Source organism: uncultured Maribacter sp. (assembly GCF_947500985.1).
GTDB lineage: Bacteria > Bacteroidota > Bacteroidia > Flavobacteriales > Flavobacteriaceae > Maribacter.
The window spans coordinates 1-18,694 of record NZ_CANMTX010000018.1 but is presented as its reverse complement, the minus strand read 5'-3'; the positions used below and the strand labels follow the sequence as shown (position 1 = coordinate 18,694).

General features: G+C 37.5%; 16 protein-coding genes and 1 tRNA gene. 2 read left to right on the top strand and 15 right to left on the bottom strand.

The features are described 5' to 3' along the window. Positions 1-813: 813 nt before the first annotated feature. The 15 genes from Q0871_RS18495 to Q0871_RS18425 all read right to left on the bottom strand — a co-directional run bounded on the left by Q0871_RS18495 (position 814) and on the right by Q0871_RS18425 (position 17,128). A tRNA-Arg gene (locus Q0871_RS18495) sits at positions 814-887 on the bottom strand. Positions 888-1,002: 115 nt separating this feature from the next. Further along, a complete protein-coding gene (locus Q0871_RS18490; protein WP_299326529.1) occupies positions 1,003-1,446 on the bottom strand; it encodes a GatB/YqeY domain-containing protein in 444 nt (147 codons plus the stop codon). An 88-nt stretch (positions 1,447-1,534) separates the two neighbouring features. Next, a complete protein-coding gene (gene ftsZ / locus Q0871_RS18485) occupies positions 1,535-3,448 on the bottom strand; it encodes a cell division protein FtsZ (RefSeq protein ID WP_299326526.1) in 1,914 nt (637 codons plus the stop codon). Between the two features lie 43 nt (positions 3,449-3,491). Then, a complete protein-coding gene (gene ftsA / locus Q0871_RS18480) occupies positions 3,492-4,835 on the bottom strand; it encodes a cell division protein FtsA (protein ID WP_299326523.1) in 1,344 nt (447 codons plus the stop codon). 4 nt (positions 4,836-4,839) lie between these two features. Then, a complete protein-coding gene (locus Q0871_RS18475) occupies positions 4,840-5,559 on the bottom strand; it encodes a cell division protein FtsQ/DivIB (RefSeq protein ID WP_299326520.1) in 720 nt (239 codons plus the stop codon). Further along, positions 5,549-6,904: a UDP-N-acetylmuramate--L-alanine ligase gene (gene murC / locus Q0871_RS18470; protein WP_299326517.1), complete on the bottom strand. Its 1,356-nt coding sequence runs from the start codon at positions 6,902-6,904 to the stop codon at positions 5,549-5,551. The genes Q0871_RS18475 and murC overlap by 11 nt, the downstream gene beginning before the upstream one ends. Before the next feature lies 1 nt (position 6,905). Beyond that, positions 6,906-7,994 carry an undecaprenyldiphospho-muramoylpentapeptide beta-N-acetylglucosaminyltransferase gene (murG, locus tag Q0871_RS18465; RefSeq protein WP_299326514.1) on the bottom strand — a complete coding sequence of 363 codons (1,089 nt, stop codon included), beginning with the start codon at positions 7,992-7,994 and terminating at the stop codon, positions 6,906-6,908. Then, positions 7,981-9,189 (bottom strand): FtsW/RodA/SpoVE family cell cycle protein, encoded by a 1,209-nt coding sequence (locus tag Q0871_RS18460; RefSeq protein WP_299326511.1) that lies wholly within the window; start codon positions 9,187-9,189, stop codon positions 7,981-7,983. The genes murG and Q0871_RS18460 overlap by 14 nt, the downstream gene beginning before the upstream one ends. 1 nt (position 9,190) lies before the next feature. Beyond that, complete coding sequence (gene murD / locus Q0871_RS18455) at positions 9,191-10,525, bottom strand: UDP-N-acetylmuramoyl-L-alanine--D-glutamate ligase (protein ID WP_299326508.1); 1,335 nt, start codon at positions 10,523-10,525, stop codon at positions 9,191-9,193. Next, on the bottom strand, positions 10,525-11,745 hold the full coding sequence (mraY, locus tag Q0871_RS18450; protein ID WP_299326503.1) for a phospho-N-acetylmuramoyl-pentapeptide-transferase: 1,221 nt from the start codon (positions 11,743-11,745) through the stop codon (positions 10,525-10,527). Before mraY ends, murD begins: the two co-directional genes overlap by 1 nt. A 31-nt stretch (positions 11,746-11,776) precedes the next feature. After that, positions 11,777-13,240: a UDP-N-acetylmuramoyl-L-alanyl-D-glutamate--2,6-diaminopimelate ligase gene (locus Q0871_RS18445; protein WP_299326501.1), complete on the bottom strand. Its 1,464-nt coding sequence runs from the start codon at positions 13,238-13,240 to the stop codon at positions 11,777-11,779. Beyond that, positions 13,237-15,243, bottom strand: a complete 2,007-nt coding sequence (locus Q0871_RS18440; RefSeq protein ID WP_299326498.1) for a penicillin-binding protein — start codon at positions 15,241-15,243, stop codon at positions 13,237-13,239. Before Q0871_RS18440 ends, Q0871_RS18445 begins: the two co-directional genes overlap by 4 nt. After that, positions 15,243-15,569 (bottom strand): FtsL-like putative cell division protein, encoded by a 327-nt coding sequence (locus tag Q0871_RS18435; protein ID WP_282076236.1) that lies wholly within the window; start codon positions 15,567-15,569, stop codon positions 15,243-15,245. Before Q0871_RS18435 ends, Q0871_RS18440 begins: the two co-directional genes overlap by 1 nt. Position 15,570: 1 nt before the next feature. Continuing rightward, a complete protein-coding gene (gene rsmH / locus Q0871_RS18430) occupies positions 15,571-16,473 on the bottom strand; it encodes a 16S rRNA (cytosine(1402)-N(4))-methyltransferase RsmH (RefSeq protein ID WP_299326532.1) in 903 nt (300 codons plus the stop codon). Then, positions 16,463-17,128 carry a division/cell wall cluster transcriptional repressor MraZ gene (locus tag Q0871_RS18425; RefSeq protein ID WP_299326495.1) on the bottom strand — a complete coding sequence of 222 codons (666 nt, stop codon included), beginning with the start codon at positions 17,126-17,128 and terminating at the stop codon, positions 16,463-16,465. Before Q0871_RS18425 ends, rsmH begins: the two co-directional genes overlap by 11 nt. A 71-nt stretch (positions 17,129-17,199) precedes the next feature. On the opposite strand from Q0871_RS18425, the gene Q0871_RS18420 reads away from it, so the two are divergent. Together Q0871_RS18420 and yihA are read left to right on the top strand one after the other, a co-directional pair. Next, complete coding sequence (locus tag Q0871_RS18420; protein ID WP_299326492.1) at positions 17,200-17,964, top strand: alpha/beta hydrolase; 765 nt, start codon at positions 17,200-17,202, stop codon at positions 17,962-17,964. Between the two features lie 11 nt (positions 17,965-17,975). Beyond that, positions 17,976-18,593 carry a ribosome biogenesis GTP-binding protein YihA/YsxC gene (yihA, locus tag Q0871_RS18415; RefSeq protein ID WP_299326489.1) on the top strand — a complete coding sequence of 206 codons (618 nt, stop codon included), beginning with the start codon at positions 17,976-17,978 and terminating at the stop codon, positions 18,591-18,593. Positions 18,594-18,694: the final 101 nt, after the last annotated feature.

Sequence of the window (18,694 nt, the reverse complement as noted above, 5' to 3'; positions counted from 1 at the left end):
CGTTTCCCTTAGGTGTTTCCCTAAGCGGCTGCAAATATACAACTGTTTTTTAACCTGACAACTTTTATCGAAAAAAAAATTTTTTCTTTTTTCGCCAGACCAAAACAACATATCTATGAACCTTTTTCCAACTAACGTTTCAGAAATAATCTTCCTCGTTTGCGGGGTGCAAATGTACACACTATTATTAATATCACAAGCCTTTTTTAAAATAAAAAATGAAAGTTTTTTAACCTCAACATAACAACATGATTTACCGACAATTAGAAACAATAGAAATCACATAAAAATTGAACAACAATGATTACCTCAATACACATTATAGCCTTCCACTATTAAACTGGTTTGTGTTTCTCAATTTCAAACAGCATTAGATACTCAAAAAAGAAGTTTCACCTAGTCATTATATTACATATTAAGACCTAAAAAAAGTGTAAACAACATATAATAGTGTAGCAATTTTAATATCTATACTCTTACTACAGTAAAAAACATAAGCAGAAAAAAAATGATTTTAATTGTTACTCATATATACTACATAGAATTCTTGCAACTTGAACTTGGTATATCATAAATCAGCAACTATAATCATCCGTTTTAATCTCTATTTAAAAAGAGTTCTTCCGATACTATCTATACATACTAACAAGATTTTCAATACACACAACAATAAAAAATGAAAACCACATCATTACTAGGCCATTCGACACCTAAGCTCTACCTATATAAATAGGCAAGACCAATTCACCTCATTACAGTGAGGATTAAAACACAAAAAAGCCACACCTTTTAAGATGTGGCTTTAAAACTTAGTGACCTCGAAGGGATTCAAACCCCCAACCCTCAGAGCCGAAATCTGATGCGCTATTCAGTTGCGCCACGAGGCCATTACTTTAAATTCAATGTTTAATTAGCAATTAGCAATTAGCAATTAGCAATTAGCAATTAGCAATTAGCAATTAGCAATTAGCAAAATTAAAAATGCCCTAATATTAAACTATGTTATGCTAATTTCTTTTTTACGATTGTAGATATTAATTTACCATCTGCTTGACCTGCTAATTCTTTAGAAACAATACCCATTACCTTACCCATATCCTTCATACCTGAGGCACCAGTAGCATCTATAGTTTGAACGACTACTTTTTCTACTTCTTCCTCTGTAAGTTGTTCTGGCAAAAATTGTTCTATTACCGCAATCTGTGCCAATTCTGGATCAGCAAGATCTTGTCTTCCTTGTTCTATAAAAATAGCAGCACTATCTTTTCTTTGTTTTACTAACTTCTGTACTATTTGTATCTCGTCATCTTCAGTTATTTCTGCGCCTCCACTTGTACTAGCTACCAATAAAGCAGATTTAATAGCCCTAAGTGATTCTAGCGCTACAGCATCCTTTGCTTTCATAGCTAATTTCAACTGCTCCATTACTTTTTGCTGTAAACCCATTTCATCTTTATTTTGGTCTGTAAAGATAAAAAAATAAAACCCGAAAACTAACTTAGTTTTCGGGTTTAAAAATATTGTATGACTATTATTAGTCCACATTATCATGCAAAAATGAGTTGTTAGATCGCAACTGTATATCGTCATTACTATCTCCACTCAATGATGTTCTAGAGATCTTCTTTTCTCGTGAACTTTCGTTCAAATCAACACCTTGTCTTTGGTATGCCGGTTTCTTTTCGTCATAGCTAGTAGGTGCATTGTTTTTGAACTTATAATTGAAATCTTTCAATTTCCTTCTACGTTCATCAGCTCTATCTCTCAATAACTCTTCAATAGGCGTTTCCATTGGATCTAATTGCTCCTCTGGGTGTGCTTCTCTTTTTGGAGCTACAGTCTTTCTTTCAAATACTAACTCGTCTTCAATAATTTTAGGCTCGAATTCTTCTGCCTTAGATTTTGCACCAGTCAACTTACTTTCTAACTGCATATAGTCATCTAAACTATAGCGTTTCTCACCATTCTTATTATACTCTAATACTGGTACAATTTCGATGCTTTCATTAACATCAATATCTTTCACTTCATCATGTAGATCAAACATGATTACGTTTTCTTTTTCTTCCTCGTCTCTTGAAGAACTTTCAAAACCTACCGTAAATTGATCATCTTCTTCTTCAACTTGTATTTCTTCTGGCTCAACTACTTCAATATCTCTAAAAGATGAAGGCGCATCTACGATAACAAAATCTTCTTCTGAAACATTCTCTGCTAGTACTTCCTCGTAAAAAACATTGAAATTTTTAATATAGTTCGTTGTAGGTATCAAATCAAAATCTTCTTCCTCAACGAACTCATACTTTTTTACGGGTTTGACTTGTTTTACCTCCTCTTCCTCATCGTCCATTTCTAAAGTATGAACCGTTTTTAGGTTAGATAACAACATTGCTTCTGCACGTTGTCCTTCTTCTAAGGTATGAATGATTTTCTTTGACTCCGTATTTACAATATCGTCTTGTTGCTCAATATTAAAACCTGTAGCAATTACCGTTACAGCTATAGCTTCGCCTAAGCTCTCATCTTCGCCAACACCCATAATAATGTTTGCTCCGTATCCTGCCTCAATCTGAATATGATCATTGATTTCACCAATCTCATCGATAGTAATTTCTTGAGCACCAGAAACGATCAATAACAATACATTTTTAGCTCCTTGGATTTTATTATCATTCAATAACGGAGAATCTAATGCTTTCATGATTGCTTCATTAGCTCTTGCAGAGCCAGATGAAATAGCAGAACCCATAATAGCAGTACCACTATTAGATAGTACTGTTTTAGCGTCACGTAAATCTATATTTTGTGTATAGTGATGTGTAATAACTTCTGCAATACCTCTAGCAGCAGTAGCCAACACTTCATCAGCTTTAGAGAAACCAGCTTTGAATCCTAGGTTTCCATATACTTCTCTTAATTTATTGTTATTAATGACGATCAGCGAATCGACATTATTACGTAATTTTTCAATACCACGTTGTGCTTGTTCAACTCGCATTTTACCTTCGAATTGAAACGGCATAGTAACGATACCAACAGTAAGAACATCCATTTCTTTTGCAAACTTGGCAATTACGGGAGCAGCACCAGTTCCTGTTCCCCCACCCATACCTGCAGTAATGAAGATCATTTTAGTAGTTGTATCCAACATACTTTTGATTTCTTCCATACTTTCCATGGCAGCTTGTTCACCTACTTCAGGATTGGCACCAGCACCCAAACCCTCTGTTAATGATACACCTAATTGTATTTTGTTTGGCACCGGACTATTGTCTAAAGCCTGAGAATCTGTATTACAGATTACAAAATCAACTCCGTTAATTCCTGCCTGGAACATGTGATTAATGGCATTACTACCACCGCCACCTACACCAATGACTTTTATAACGTTGCTTTGATTCTTTGGTAGATCAAAGGAGATATTATCAAATTCGCTGTTCTTACTCATATTCTAATTATTACTGGTTATGTATTCTCTTGTGCTATGCTTATTACTCTGCGTTATCTAAAAATTCTTTCAATTTTTCAGACCACTTATCAAAAACAGATTTTCTTTCTTTATGCAGATTTGGTCGTGCTACTGCCTCAGTATCACGTTCAGCGTATACTAACTCTTCTTCCTGCTCTAGCTCTTGTTCTTGCAAAATCTCTTCTTGCGTCAATTTCAACTTCTCTTGATTTTTAATGGCATTCATTAAAAGACCAACAGCTGTTGCGTACAATGGACTAGCAACTTCTTCATCAGAATCGCCAGCTAAATGTTCATTAGGGTACCCGATACGAGTATCCATACCTGTTATATATTCCACTAATTGCTTTAAATGTTTAAGTTGGCTTCCACCACCTGTTAACACGATACCTGCAATTAATTTCTTCTTTTGTTCTTCGTGACCGTAGTTTTTGATTTCTACATATACCTGCTCAATAATCTCAACTACACGTGCATGAATTATTTTAGAAAGATTTTTCAGAGAGATTTCTTTTGGCTCTCTACCACGTAAACCTGGTATAGATACAATTTCATTATCCCTGTTCTCACCTGGCCATGCTGAACCAAATCTGGTTTTCAACAGCTCTGCCTGTTTCTCTATAATTGAACATCCTTCTTTAATATCCTCTGTAATGACTCCACCACCGAAAGGTATTACCGCAGTATGTCTAATAATACCATCTTTAAAAATAGCCAGATCAGTTGTACCACCACCTATATCGATTAGTGCTACACCTGCTTCTTTTTCTTCTTGACTTAATACTGCATCAGATGACGCTAGTGGTTCTAGTGTTATATTCCCTAAATCTAACCCTGCACTTTTAATGCAACGACCTACATTCTTTATTGAAACAACTTGACCAACTACTACATGAAAGTTAGCCTCTAGCCTACCACCATACATACCAACAGGCTCGCGTATTTCAGCTTGACCATCAACTTTGTATTCTTGTGGTAAGACATGAATAATCTCTTCACCCGGTAGCATAATCAATTTGTGCACTTGATTGCATAGTAAGTCAACATCTTCTTCACCAATTACTTCCTCAGAATCTTTTCTGGTGATGTAATCGCTGTGCTGTAAACTTCTTATATGTTGACCGGCTATACCAACAACGACAGATCCAATTTTAAGACCTGAATTTGCTTCTGCCTCTTCAACTGCCTGCTGAATAGATTTTATGGTTTGGGTAATATTATTTACCACACCTCTGTGTACACCTAAACTTTTGGACTTACCGATACCCAAAATCTCAATTTTACCATACTCGTTTTGCTTTCCGATTATGGCAACGATTTTCGTTGTTCCAATGTCTAAACCGACTGAATATTTAGTTTGTTCCATTTTATTATATTTTAGTGCACACCACCTGGTTATTGAATTCTAAACTTACTTCTGCATAATCCTCCAAGGTCTCATCCTTGTTCGCTTTGGCATAAAATGCCTTAAAATTGCTAAACTTGGCATCTAAATCTTCAATACCGCCTATGTTTACAACAAAATTGTTAAGCCTTAATCGTAACTGATATTCTTCTTCTCCTTTGATATGAATACCAATTACAGATTCACGAAAAAAATCGTCCATATTTATATGTTCCAAAATGACATAGACATCTTCAAGGCTTTTACCACTGATATTGCCCGTTATGATAGGAACTCTTGCTGAATGATTATTTGAAAGCGGCATTCTCTTTCCTTCATCGTCCAAATAGAATTTTGAAACCCCCTCAATACGTCCTATTGGTTTACGTTGAACTATTCTCGACGTTAGCTCACCATCTATTGTTAGATAGACTTGTGCACTTTTTACCATTTCATTGGCCTCAAGGGCCTTTTCTACAGTATTCAAAACTATATTTTCTTTGGGCACATTATCAAGGCTTCCGTAATTTTGTATTAACAATTTATTAACCGTTCCTTCAGTGAGGTACAAATTTTGATCCCCAACGAATTCTACCTTCATTCCCGTAACATTCTTGGCGCTATTACGCTCATTCGAAAAAGCATATAACCCCATGATTACTAGAACCAAAGCAGCTAACTTTATAAAATTCCAATTAACCTGCATACGACATTTCTTTTTTTATTTTCACAACTTCTAAACCTATATCTCCAGCTCCCATTGTTAGTAAAACTTCAGGATCTTGTTTTTTTATCTCAGAAAGGATTTGTTCTTTTGAAATTAATTTTTTATTACTACTTGTCACCTTCTCCAACAACCAATCTGCCGTAACTCCTTCAATCGGCTCTTCTCTAGCCGGATAGATATCTAACAACAATATATTCTCGAATTGCGATAAGCTTTTTGCGAACTCATCTGCAAAATCACGTGTTCTTGAAAACAGGTGTGGCTGAAAAATTGCCAACACTTTTTTATTCGGATGCATTTCTGCAACTGCTTCAAAAACAGCATTTATCTCTGTTGGGTGATGTGCATAATCATCAATAAAAATGAAATCATCACTTTTAATCTGATACGAAAATCGCCTTTGCACTCCTCTAAATGTTGCTAATGCCTCTGCAAGGCGATGCGGTGGGGAACCTGCTTGCATCGCCATTGCGAAAGCTACCAAACCGTTCAACAAATTATGTCGCCCAGGTTTGTTGAATTCAACCCCTTCTAGTTTGAGGTCAGGGGTCTCCAAATCGAATATGTAGGTGCCATGTTCTATTTTTATGTTCCGGATGCAATAATCCGAATCGTCTTCTATACCATAGGTCAACCCTTCTAAGGGCAAACCATTACGAACAAATAATTTACCGCCCGGTTTTAAGCGTTTGGTAAAATCTACAAATGTTCTTTCCAATTCTTGCGCATCACCATAAATATCAAGGTGATCAGCATCCATTGACGTAACACAGGCTACATTTGGCGTCAACTGCATAAATGAACGATCAAATTCATCTGCTTCTACCACCGAATACTCCGTTCCTTCGAAAAGGAAATTACTATTGAAATCTTCTGAAATTCCACCTAAGAAAGCCGTCAGTTTAACTCCTGTTTCTTTTAACAAATGCGCCAAAATACTAGAGGTTGTTGTTTTACCATGTGTACCGGCAACTGCCAAGCAGAAAGAGTCTTTGGTTATTAATCCAAGTACCTCTGAGCGTTTCTTAATCGTGAAGCCATTATTTAAAAAATACTGATACTCCGAATGAGAAGCAGGTACCGCTGGCGTATATACTACCAAGGTATGCTCTTTGTCATTCTTATATTCATCTGGCACTACATTGATATCATCTGTATAGTGAATATCAATACCTGAACTTGCCAATTCTTTTGTTAGTGGACTCTCGGTTTTGTCATAGCCGGCAACCGCCTTATTTATAAACGCAAAATAACGCGCCAAAGCAGACATACCTATGCCTCCTATGCCAATAAAATACACCTTATGTATTTGCGTTACGTTCATTTTATTTTATCAATTTTTCTATTTCATCACAGATATCAGCAGTGGCATTTGGTAATGCCAATGACTTAATATTCTTTGATAGTTCTTGTTGCTTTTCTGCAGATTTAAATACAGATTCAAACTCCGTTTTAAATGTTGCATCAAGCTCTTTTTCTCTAATCATAATTGCAGCCTCATGCCCAACCAAAGACAATGCATTCATGGTCTGGTGATCTTCCGCCACAACTGGCGACGGAATAAAGAATGTTGGTTTACCTACCAAACACAATTCTGACACCGCACCTGCACCTGCTCTTGAAATGATGAAATCTGCCGCTACATAAGCTTTATCCATCGAGTTTAAAAAAGCATGCACCTTAATGTTCTCTGACTGATGCAATTTGTAGGTTTCGTAATACCCTTTACCACATTGCCATATTACCTGTAAGCCTAATGCTTCAAAATATTCTAAATGATCCGCTACCAATTGGTTGATGCGCCTTGCCCCTAAACTTCCACCTAATACTAAAAGTGTTTTCTTATCGGCATTCAATTCAAAATACTGTAAAGCTTCATCTTTAGTAGCTTTCAATTCCACTAAATCTGAACGTACAGGATTACCTGTTTTTACAATTTTATCTTTCGGAAAAAACTTCTCCATGTCATCATAAGCCACACAGATTTTCTTCACTTTATCTTTTAATAGTTTATTGGTGATGCCTGCAAATGAATTTTGTTCTTGCAAAACACATGGTATACCTTTTACGGTTGCCATTTTTAACAACGGACCACTCGCAAAACCACCCGTACCAATTACGGCGTGTGGTTTAAACTTCGATACGATGCTATTTGCTCTCATTAAACTACTTATCAATTTTATTGGAAACAGTAGATTTTTAAGGGTCAGTTTGCGCTGAATTCCTGTAATCCACAATCCTTCTATTTTGTACCCTGCCTGCGGCACTTTCTCCATCTCCATTCTATCCTTCGCCCCTATGAACAAAAATTCCGCATCAGGATGTCTCCTTTTCAATTCGTTCGCTATGGCTATCGCCGGATAAATATGTCCGCCAGTACCTCCTCCTGATAAAATGAACTTATAACTGCCCACTTAAAATCTCTAAAGGGTTCGTTTCATCCATATCAATATCGTTGCCAGAAGCACTCTCCTGAGCTATACTTTTATTACTTGCACTTAAAATTATACCTATAGCCAAACAGGTCATCCAGCTAGAGGTTCCTCCGCTACTTATCAATGGTAAATTCTGCCCCGTTACCGGAAATAACTCTACCGCTACCGCCATATTAATCAACGCTTGAAAAACAATAGGCAAACCAACACCTAGCACCAGCAACTTGCTAAAGACAGATGCACATCCGTTAGCGACGACCACTATCCTAAACAACAGAAACAAGTAAAATAGCATCAAAACAAATCCACCTATTAAACCATATTCCTCAACGATAATCGCATAGATGAAATCTGATGAACTCTGCGGCAAAAAGTTCTTCTGCACACTTTTTCCCGCTCCTTTACCCATTACTCCGCCTGTAGCTATAGCAATTTTGGCTCTTTCTATTTGATAGGTTCCTTCTGAGTCATCAGGATTAGAGAAACTATCGATCCTGCTCATCCAGGTATCTACCCTATTCGGAAACAAATCTGGAAACGCTTTTGCCGTTAATATGAATATGGACAAGCACACTATTCCCGTTCCTACGATTCCTAATAAGTATTTCATAGGATATCCTCCTAAAAAACACAATACCATAACCATGGAGAATACAATAGCAGCAGTTGAAAAGTTAGCTGGTAATATTAACGCCACTACTGCAAATACAGGCAACCACAATGGCACAATGCTTTCTGTAAACGTTATTTTAATATCTCTAACCTTAGAGAAATAACGCGCCACATATATCATTAACACTACTGCCGCCAAGTTAGAGGGCTGAAAACCGAAACCTACCAATGGCAAACGGATCCAACGACTAGCATTGGTACCACCACTTGAAGTACCTTGCGCCAATACGAATATGAGCAATACCAACACTATGGGCAGCGCTATCATGGATAACCCCTTAAAAAAGTGTGTAGGTATCTTATGTACCCCGTATATAATTCCAAAACCTAAAAACAACAGTATGGCATGTTTTACCAAATGACCAACTGGCGTACCGCTACCTACTACATAGACCAAATTACTACTGGCACTATATACTGGTAGAAATGAAAATAAGGCCAAGAGTGCCGCAATGGCCCAAATAGCTTTATCTCCTTTTATGTTTTGAAATATATTCAACACCTTATAGGTTCTTTACACAGTTCTTAAATTGATTTCCGCGATCCTCATAGTTCTTAAACAAATCGAAACTTGCACATGCCGGTGATAACAAAACCGTATCACCACGCTCTGCAATCTTATAAGCAACTTTTACAGCTTCTTCCATTGCATATGTTTCTACCAATAGATCCACAGCATTACCAAATACATGCTTGATTTTTTCATTATCCTCACCCAAGCAAATAATCGCTTTTACTTTTTCACGTACCAATGGCATTAACTCCATGTACTCATTGCCCTTATCTACACCACCTACGATCCAAACAGTAGGTGTTTTCATGCTATCCAATGCGTAATAAGCAGCGTTTACATTTGTTGCTTTTGAGTCATTGATATATTCCACATGATGTATTTTCAACACCTTTTCCAAACGGTGGGGAGCCCCTTGAAAATTAGAAACACAAGCTCTTATCGTTTCCTTACGAATACCGACTAATTTGGCAATTGTTGCCGCTGCCATTGTGTTCTTTACATTGTGCTGACCTTCTAAGGCCAAAGTGTTCTTCGTCATGCTAATAGTGTCTGTTGTTGTTTTTATTATTATCTCGTTTTGTTCTATAAATGCGCCTTGTTCAAATACTTTATTCAATGAAAAGGGCATTAACTTTGATTTAACCGGGTGCTTGTTCAGCCATTCTACCAAAACCGTATCATCTGCATCATAAATCAAATAATCGTTTTCGTCTTGGTTTTCTGCAATTCTAAATTTAGATGCGATATAGTTTTCAAACTCATACTCATACCGATCTAAGTGATCTGGTGTAATATTCGTAATCACGGCAATGTGTGGTTTAAAATCCACTATGCCGTCTAATTGAAAACTGCTGATCTCAAGCACGTAATACTCAAAATCATTCTCTGCAACCATTTTCGCATAACTATCACCAATGTTTCCTGCCATACCCACTTTCAATCCGGCATTTGCCAAAATGTGGTTGGTTAGCATGGTAGTCGTTGTTTTTCCGTTGCTACCCGTGATACCAATGATTTTTGCATCGGTGTATTTTGATGCAAATTCAATCTCTGATATTACAGGAACACCTTTCGCTACCAACTGCTTTACCAAGGGTACTTTGTCTGGTATACCCGGACTCTTCATTACCAAATCGGCTTTTAGTATGCGGTCTTCAGAATGCTGTTCTTCTTCCCAATCAATTCCAAAATGTTCAAGAACGTTTTTATACTTCTCTTTAATTTTTCCTTTATCGGATACAAATACATCGTATCCTTTTTTCAATCCTAAAATGGCTGTCCCTACTCCACTTTCTCCTCCTCCAAGAACTACCAGTAATGCCATTATCTAATTTTTAAGGTCACTACAGTTACAATTGCCAATAGTATACCTACAATCCAAAAACGGGTTACGATCTTACTTTCGTGGTATCCCATTTTTTGATAATGGTGATGTAATGGAGACATTAAAAATATACGTCGCCCTTCACCAAATTTTTTCTTTGTGTATTTAAAATACCCTACTTGTATCATCACTGAAAGCGACTCCGCAAAGAAGATTCCACATAACACCGGTATCAATAATTCTTTACGTACTATTATTGCGATTACAGCAATTACTCCACCAATAGTTAAACTACCCGTATCTCCCATAAACACTTGTGCTGGGAATGCATTGTACCATAAGAACCCGATCAATGCTCCAGCAAAAGCGGTAATAAATACCAACAACTCACCTACTCGTGGTATATACATTATATCTAAGTAATCAGAAAAAATGATGTTACCAGACACCAAGGCAAAAATGCCCAGCGTAAATACTATTATTGCTGATGTACCTGCCGCGAGACCATCGATCCCATCAGTTAAATTTGCACCGTTAGATACCGCCGTTACTATCAATATGATAATAGGTATAAACAATAACCATGCATAGTCTTTTGCGTCATCACCTGCCCACGCTATTAAACTCTCATAATCAAACTCATTATTCTTAAAAAAAGGAACTGTAGTCATGGTCGACTTAATCTCTGCTCCTTTTACTTGTTCTACCGTGTAGTCTTTAGTAATGATTGTTTTATCATGATCACGCATGGTCACCTCTGGGTGAAAATAAAGTACTGCACCTACTATTAGCCCTAATACTACCTGACCTAAGACTTTAAACTTACCTTTTAAACCTTCTTTGTTCTTTTTGAATACTTTGATGTAATCATCTAAAAAACCGATAGCCCCCATCCACAACATGGTGAATATCAATAGCATGATGTAAATATTCTCTAAGCGTGCAAACAATAATACTGGTATCAGTGTGGACATGATAATAATAACCCCACCCATTGTTGGCGTACCTGCTTTTTGCTTTTGACCATCTAGTCCTAAATCACGAATAGTCTCACCTACTTGTTGCTTCTGTAAAAACAGAATAACACGCTTACCGTAAACCGTCGCAATCATTAATGAAAACAGTATAGCCATTGCCGCACGAAAGGTGCTGAACTGAAACAGCGAAGCTCCAGGCAACTGGTATTGTTTTTCTAAATATTCGAACAGGTAGGTTAACATATAATCTGTATTCTTTGCTACTAAGCCTTAATTATTTCTCTAAGCTGTTTAAAAGCTCTTTTACTATTTTAAAATCATCGAAATCTATGCGTACGCCGTTGGTTTCTTGGTAGGTCTCATGACCTTTGCCGGCTACTAATATGATATCGTTGTCATCTGCTAGTTGGCATGCAGTTTTAATTGCCTGCTCTCTATTCTCAATGGATAAAATCTTTTTTACGTTCTGAGGCTCTACACCTGCCTCCATTTCTGAAATAATTTCAGTTGGCGACTCCGTTCTCGGGTTATCAGAGGTGAAAATGGTCTTGTTACTCATCTCTGATGCGATATTACCCATTACCGGACGCTTTGATCTGTCTCTATCGCCACCACACCCCACAACGGTGATGACGTTTTCATTTCCAGTTCTCAACGTGTTGATTGTCTCAAGCACATTTTTTAGGGCGTCCGGCGTATGGGCATAATCAACTATAGCCGTAATTTTTTTCTTTGATATAAAATATTGAAACCTTCCGTCTACATTCTCCAACTCACTCAACAAGCGAAGGGTTTCTAATTGCTCCAAGCCTAATAAATCTGCTGTCGCAAAAATCGCCAGCATATTGTAGGTATTGAAATGACCTATTAATTTTGTCCATAGCTCATGGTCATTGATTTTCAATAACTGACCGTCGAACTGATTTTCTAATATCTGAGCTCTATAATCTGCATAATTCTTTAAGGCGTAGCTTGCTTTTCTAGCCTTAGTATTCTGCAACATTACCAAACCATTCTTATCATCTACATTGGTCAATGCAAAAGCCGTTTTCGGCAATTGATCAAACAATATTTTTTTGGTATCGCGGTACTCTGCAAATGTTTTATGATAGTCTAGATGATCGTGAGACAGATTCGTAAAAATTGCGCCTTCAAATACCAAGCCTTCGGTTCTTTTCTGGTGAATACCATGAGAACTTACTTCCATAAAGCAATACTCTACACCGGCATCGTTCATCAATTTTAAATGTTGATTGATCACCAATGCATCTGGAGTAGTATGTTTTGTTGGATAAACCGTATCATCGACCATAATTTTAATGGTTGATAATAAGCCCACTTTATACCCTGCTTTTTTGAATAACTGATATAATAAACTAGATACCGTTGTTTTACCATTGGTACCCGTAACACCTACTAATTTTAAATTCTTAGATGGCGTACCGTAGTAGTTAGAAGCCATCAAAGCCAATGCCTGATTACCACTTTCTACCTGTACATAGGTTACATCATCAATCATGTCTGCTGGTAATTGCTCACAAACAATTGCTCTAGCACCTGCAGCGACTACCTGATCAATATATTTATGACCATCGGTCAGCGTACCTTTTATAGCTACGAAGGCATCATCTTTTTGAACCTCACGAGAATCAAAACGAACTGATGCTATATCACAAGAGGTAGTACCGCTAACAGCAGTAATACGCACTCCATATAATATGTCCTTTAATTGCATCATATTAATTCTAACACTATTTTTTTGACAGACTTTAAATCTGTGCCTTTGGTGATAGATTGGTTTTTTACCTTTCCATTTCCTTTTACTTCTACTTCAATACCTAAATTCTCAAGAATAGCAACCGCATCCATACCACACATACCTTTTACATTTGGTACTGCTGAATATTTTTGTTGTGCCGCCTTATAGTATCCTTGGTGAGAATCTTCATTTTTGGCTATCAACACATTTTTTACATCTACTTCACTTGTTAAAGGTGAGGTTGCATATACCTTTTGAGCGACAGATTTAAATACCGGACCGGATACATCTGCACCATAATACCCAACACTTTTGTCTGGCTTATGGATTACTACGATACAGGAGTACTTTGGATCATCTGCCGGAAAATATCCTGCGAACGACGAAATGTATTCGTATTTCGATTTATCCTTAGATACATAGTTAGTCTGGGTAGTTCCCGTTTTTCCTGCCATTGAAAAATTATCGGAGTACATACGGTGACCTGTACCATGCTCTTTCTCTACTACATTCTTTAATATCTGTTGCACTTTCTTTACTGTAGACTGCGAGCATATTGCAGAATTCAATACTTTTTTATCAAACTTCTCAATTGTCTTGTTCCACTCCTTCACTTCTTTCAACAATCTTGGCTTTACCATTTCACCATCGTTTGCAATAGCATTATAGAATGCCAATGTTTGTAGCGGAGTCATAGACACCTCATAACCATAAGCCATTTGTGCCAATGAAAGACCTGACCATCCTTTATCACCTGGGTAACGCAATACAGGTTTACCTTCACCAACTACCGGAAGTCCTAATTCTTTATGAATACCCATACTCATTAGTCTGTTCACATATTTCTCTGGGTCATTCTTATACCCTTCATGTATCATTTTAGCAAAGGCTACATTTGACGATACTTCAAAAGCTTCAGACATAGTAATTTTTCCGTGTCCGCCACGCTTGGTATCCCTAATGGTATGCTTATATAATTTCCAAGCTCCTTTTTCGGTATCGATTACGGAACTGGTATCTATTACATTATCCTCTAAAGCAGCCACCAAATTCACCAATTTAAATGTTGAACCTGGCTCGTGAGATTCACCAATAGCGTAATTTAAACGCTCGTAATATTTACCTTCTGAGGTCTGACCTAAATTAGATATCGCTTTTACCTCACCGGTTTTCACTTCCATTACGATTACCGTACCGTGGTCTGCTTGATATTTCTCTAACTGACCCAATAATGCATGGTGTGCTATATCTTGTATATTAATGTCTATAGTAGAATACACATCATAACCATCTTTTGGTTCAATGATATTATCATTACCTATAGGCTTCCACTGTCCTTTTGCTATTTTTTGCTTTAAGCGTTTCCCTGAAATTCCTCTTAGATATTCTCCAAAAGCACCTTCCATACCTACACGGGTATAATATCCGTTTTCATCTACACGCTCATACCCAACACTACGCTCGGCAATTTTACCTAACGGATGCTCTCTTTTAACATGCTGCTCAATGATGAGTCCGCCTTTATATGCTCCCTTATTCAATAGCGGAAATTTCTTTACCGCCATGTATTCAGAATAATCTAGATTACGCACCAGCAATGCATATCTATTTTTATTCTCTCTTGCTTTTCTTAAAACCTGCTGATAGTGAGAAGATGTTTTACCGAAATTCTTTGCCAAGGCATCTGCCAATGGTTTCACATTTTCTTTAAAATCTTCGTTACTTACCGTTACGGCATCAAAACGGATGGTGTATTTAGATACTGAAGTTGCCAAAAGGCTACCATCGTCAGAATATAGATTACCTCTATTCGGCTCAATGGTAAACATACGCTCGGTACGCGTATCTGCCAATGCTTGGTATTTTTCGCCGTCCACTACTTGTATAGAAACCAGTTTAAACAACACTGCACCCGCAAAGAGCACCATGAAACCCGCCACTATGTAGAGCCTTTTTAATATGCTTTTATCTGTTGCCGCCATTATTCCTCAACATTTAAAGATTTCACCTTAATTTTCTGTGGGGGATTCTCTGAAGGAAACAGTCCTTTTTCCGATATTTTACCGGTAATGCTCGATTCTAGTTTTAGCTGTTGCACATCTGATCGCATATCTACGAACTCATTACGCAACTCTTTTACTTCTTCATTTAATAAAGCAATGCGGTGTACTTTTTGATCGGCACTATGAGAGCTACTGATCATTACCGTTGCCAAAAATGAAATGAAAATAATAAACAGCCAATTTTTAGGGGCGTCACCGCTCACCAAAAATTTACCCTTTAATAGGTCTAATACACCCGTTTTCACTTTATTTTTCGCCATTACGCTCTGCTATTCTCAATTTTGCACTACGTGCTCTGTTATTCAATTTTATCTCTTCTCTTGTTGGCACTATTAAACCGCCAACCTTTTTTAACGGTACATCTATATTGCCGTAAAAATCTTTTTCTGGCTCTCCGTCAAACTGACCTGCTCTTATAAATCTTTTTACAAGCCTATCTTCTAAAGAGTGGTAGCTAATTACACTTAACCTTCCTTTTTCATTTAACAATTTTGGAGCTTGCTCCAAAAACTCTTTGATCACTTCTATCTCTTGGTTCACCTCTATACGAATCGCTTGGTATATCTGTGCCAATATTTTATGCTGCCTATGTTCTGGCAAAAACTGCTTCAACACTGTTTTCAATGCATCGGTAGTTTGTATCTCTTCTTCTTCCCTACTGGCAACGATTACTTTTGCCATGGCGTTCGCATTTCTGATATCGCCGTACTCGAACAATACTTTACGCAAATCATCATATGAGTACTTATTTACCACCTCAAAAGCTGATAGCGTGTTGCGCTTGCTCATTCGCATATCTAAATCCGCATCAAAACGTGTAGAGAATCCTCTTTCCGCTTGATCGAATTGGTGCGATGAAACTCCGTAGTCCGCAAGAATACCATCTACCTTCTTTATGCCATAGAACTTTAAAAACTGGGTGATGTATCTAAAATTCTCCGCTATTAGCGTAAATCTTGGATCACCTAATGCATTTGCTTGTGCATCCTCATCTTGATCAAAGGCATACAACCTGCCTTCTTTGCCCAATCTTTTTAATATCTCTTTAGAGTGACCGCCACCGCCAAATGTCACATCTACATATATACCATCTTCTTTGATGTTTAAACCGTCTACCGATTCTTTCAGTAATACAGGATTATGATACATCTCCACTTGGTTTTTCACCTAACATTACACGCTTTGCCAACTTCACCTTCTCTTCTTTCGTTGCGTTTATAGATTCGTCATACGCCTTCTTGTCCCATATCTCTAATCGCTTACCAATTGGTGCAATGACTACTTCTTTGGTAATACCACCTAATGAGATAATGTCTTTAGGGATCAATAATCTACCGGTCGTATCTACTTCTACTTGACGAAGCCCTGCGGTATACATTCTTATAAACTGTAGGTTTTCTTCATCGAACCTGCTCTTTTCGTTCAATTCTGCCATTACTCTGTGCCACTCATATGCAGGATATAATTCCAAGCATTCGCTCAAATATGACTTCTTTATAAAAAACCCATCATTTAGGATCGGAGCCACTTGATTACGCAGCGCGACAGGGAGCATAATACGCCCCTTGGCATCAGCCTTGCAATTAAATGTCCCAAAGAAAAAGATGTCCAATTTGGTTGTGTTTAGTTTATATAACTCAAATATATAAATATTATTACCACATTTTACCACTAAAAACCACTTTGTTAATAAATTACCCCACTTTTGAACACGTTTTTGCACTTCATCGGATTTTATGGGATAATTTTCCCACTCAGCCCCTAAATCTTGAAAAAGTGAATTCTTAAAGTTTCTTGTGGTCACCTTATCGAAAAGAGTTGTTTGCTATTCTCGGTAATTACCTATATTTGGACAATTACTGATGAGTAGTGCGCATGGAAAACGAATTGATCAACGACGGAGGATTTAAGTATATAGAAAAAGGCGAAGGAAAACCCATTATTATTCTTCACGGATTAATGGGCGGACTCAGTAATTTTGAGGGAGTGAATACTTATTTCCCTCCTAAAGGTTACAAAGTACTGATTCCTGAATTGCCCCTATACTCTATGCCGATGTTAAAGACAACGGTAAAGAATTTTGCCAAATACCTTAAGAAATTCATTGACTATAAAGAGCTGGACGATGTTATTCTTTTAGGCAACTCTTTAGGCGGCCATATTGGTCTTTTACATACTAAATTATACCCAGCCAAAGTAAAAGCTTTGGTGATTACAGGTAGTTCTGGTCTTTACGAAAGTGCTATGGGCGACGGTTACCCAAAACGTGGTGATTATGAGTTCATTAAAAAGAAGGCACAAGATGTTTTCTATGACCCGGCAGTGGCTACCAAAGAGATAGTAGATGAAGTTTTTGCTACGGTCAATGATCGTGTAAAATTGGTAAAGACTTTGGCAATCGCTAAAAGTGCCATTCGCCATAACATGGCGCAAGACCTACCTAGCATGAAAACCCCTACTTGTATTATATGGGGAAAAAATGATACGGTTACTCCGCCAGACGTTGCAGAACTGTTCGATGAACTTTTACCTAATTCAGATTTATTTTGGATGGATAAATGCGGACATGCACCTATGATGGAGCACCCAGACGAATTCAATACCATTCTTGATGAGTGGTTGACGAAAAACAATTTCTAAATACCCTACGAATGAAAATAAAGTCGGCCGACTTTGTAATGAGCAACTCTGATGTTGCCAAATGCCCTAAAGAGCCTTTACCCGAGTACGCCTTTATTGGCCGATCTAACGTTGGTAAGTCTTCTTTAATAAATATGTTGACCGAGCGTAAAAGCTTGGCGAAAATTTCTGGTAGACCCGGTAAAACCCAGCTTATTAATCACTTTAAAATCAATGAGAATTGGTTTCTAGTAGATTTACCTGGCTATGGTTATGCTCGTGTTTCTAAAAGAGATAAAAAGACCTTTCAAAAATATATCACCAATTACTTTTTACAACGAGAGCAGCTAGTGTGTTCTTTTGTACTTGTAGATATTCGCCATGACCCACAACCTATAGATATGGAATTCATGCAATGGATGGGTGAAAACGGAGTACCATTTGCCATTATCTTCACCAAGGCAGATAAATTAAAACCGAAAGCGATTGAGCGCCAGGTAAAACAATACCTAGATCAATTGTTAGAAGACATGTGGGAAGAAGCACCACCGCATTTCATCACCAGCTCTAGCCACCGTAGTGGTCGCGATGAAGTACTGGCGTATATAGATGATATCAACGAGAAGTTTTTCGAGGCAACGAAGAAGTAGCTGCGCGCTCTAGTATTCAGTGGTCAGTAACAGTTGGCAGTAACAGTTGGCAGTAACAGTTGGCAGTAACAGTTGGCAGTAACAGTTGGCAGTAACAGTTG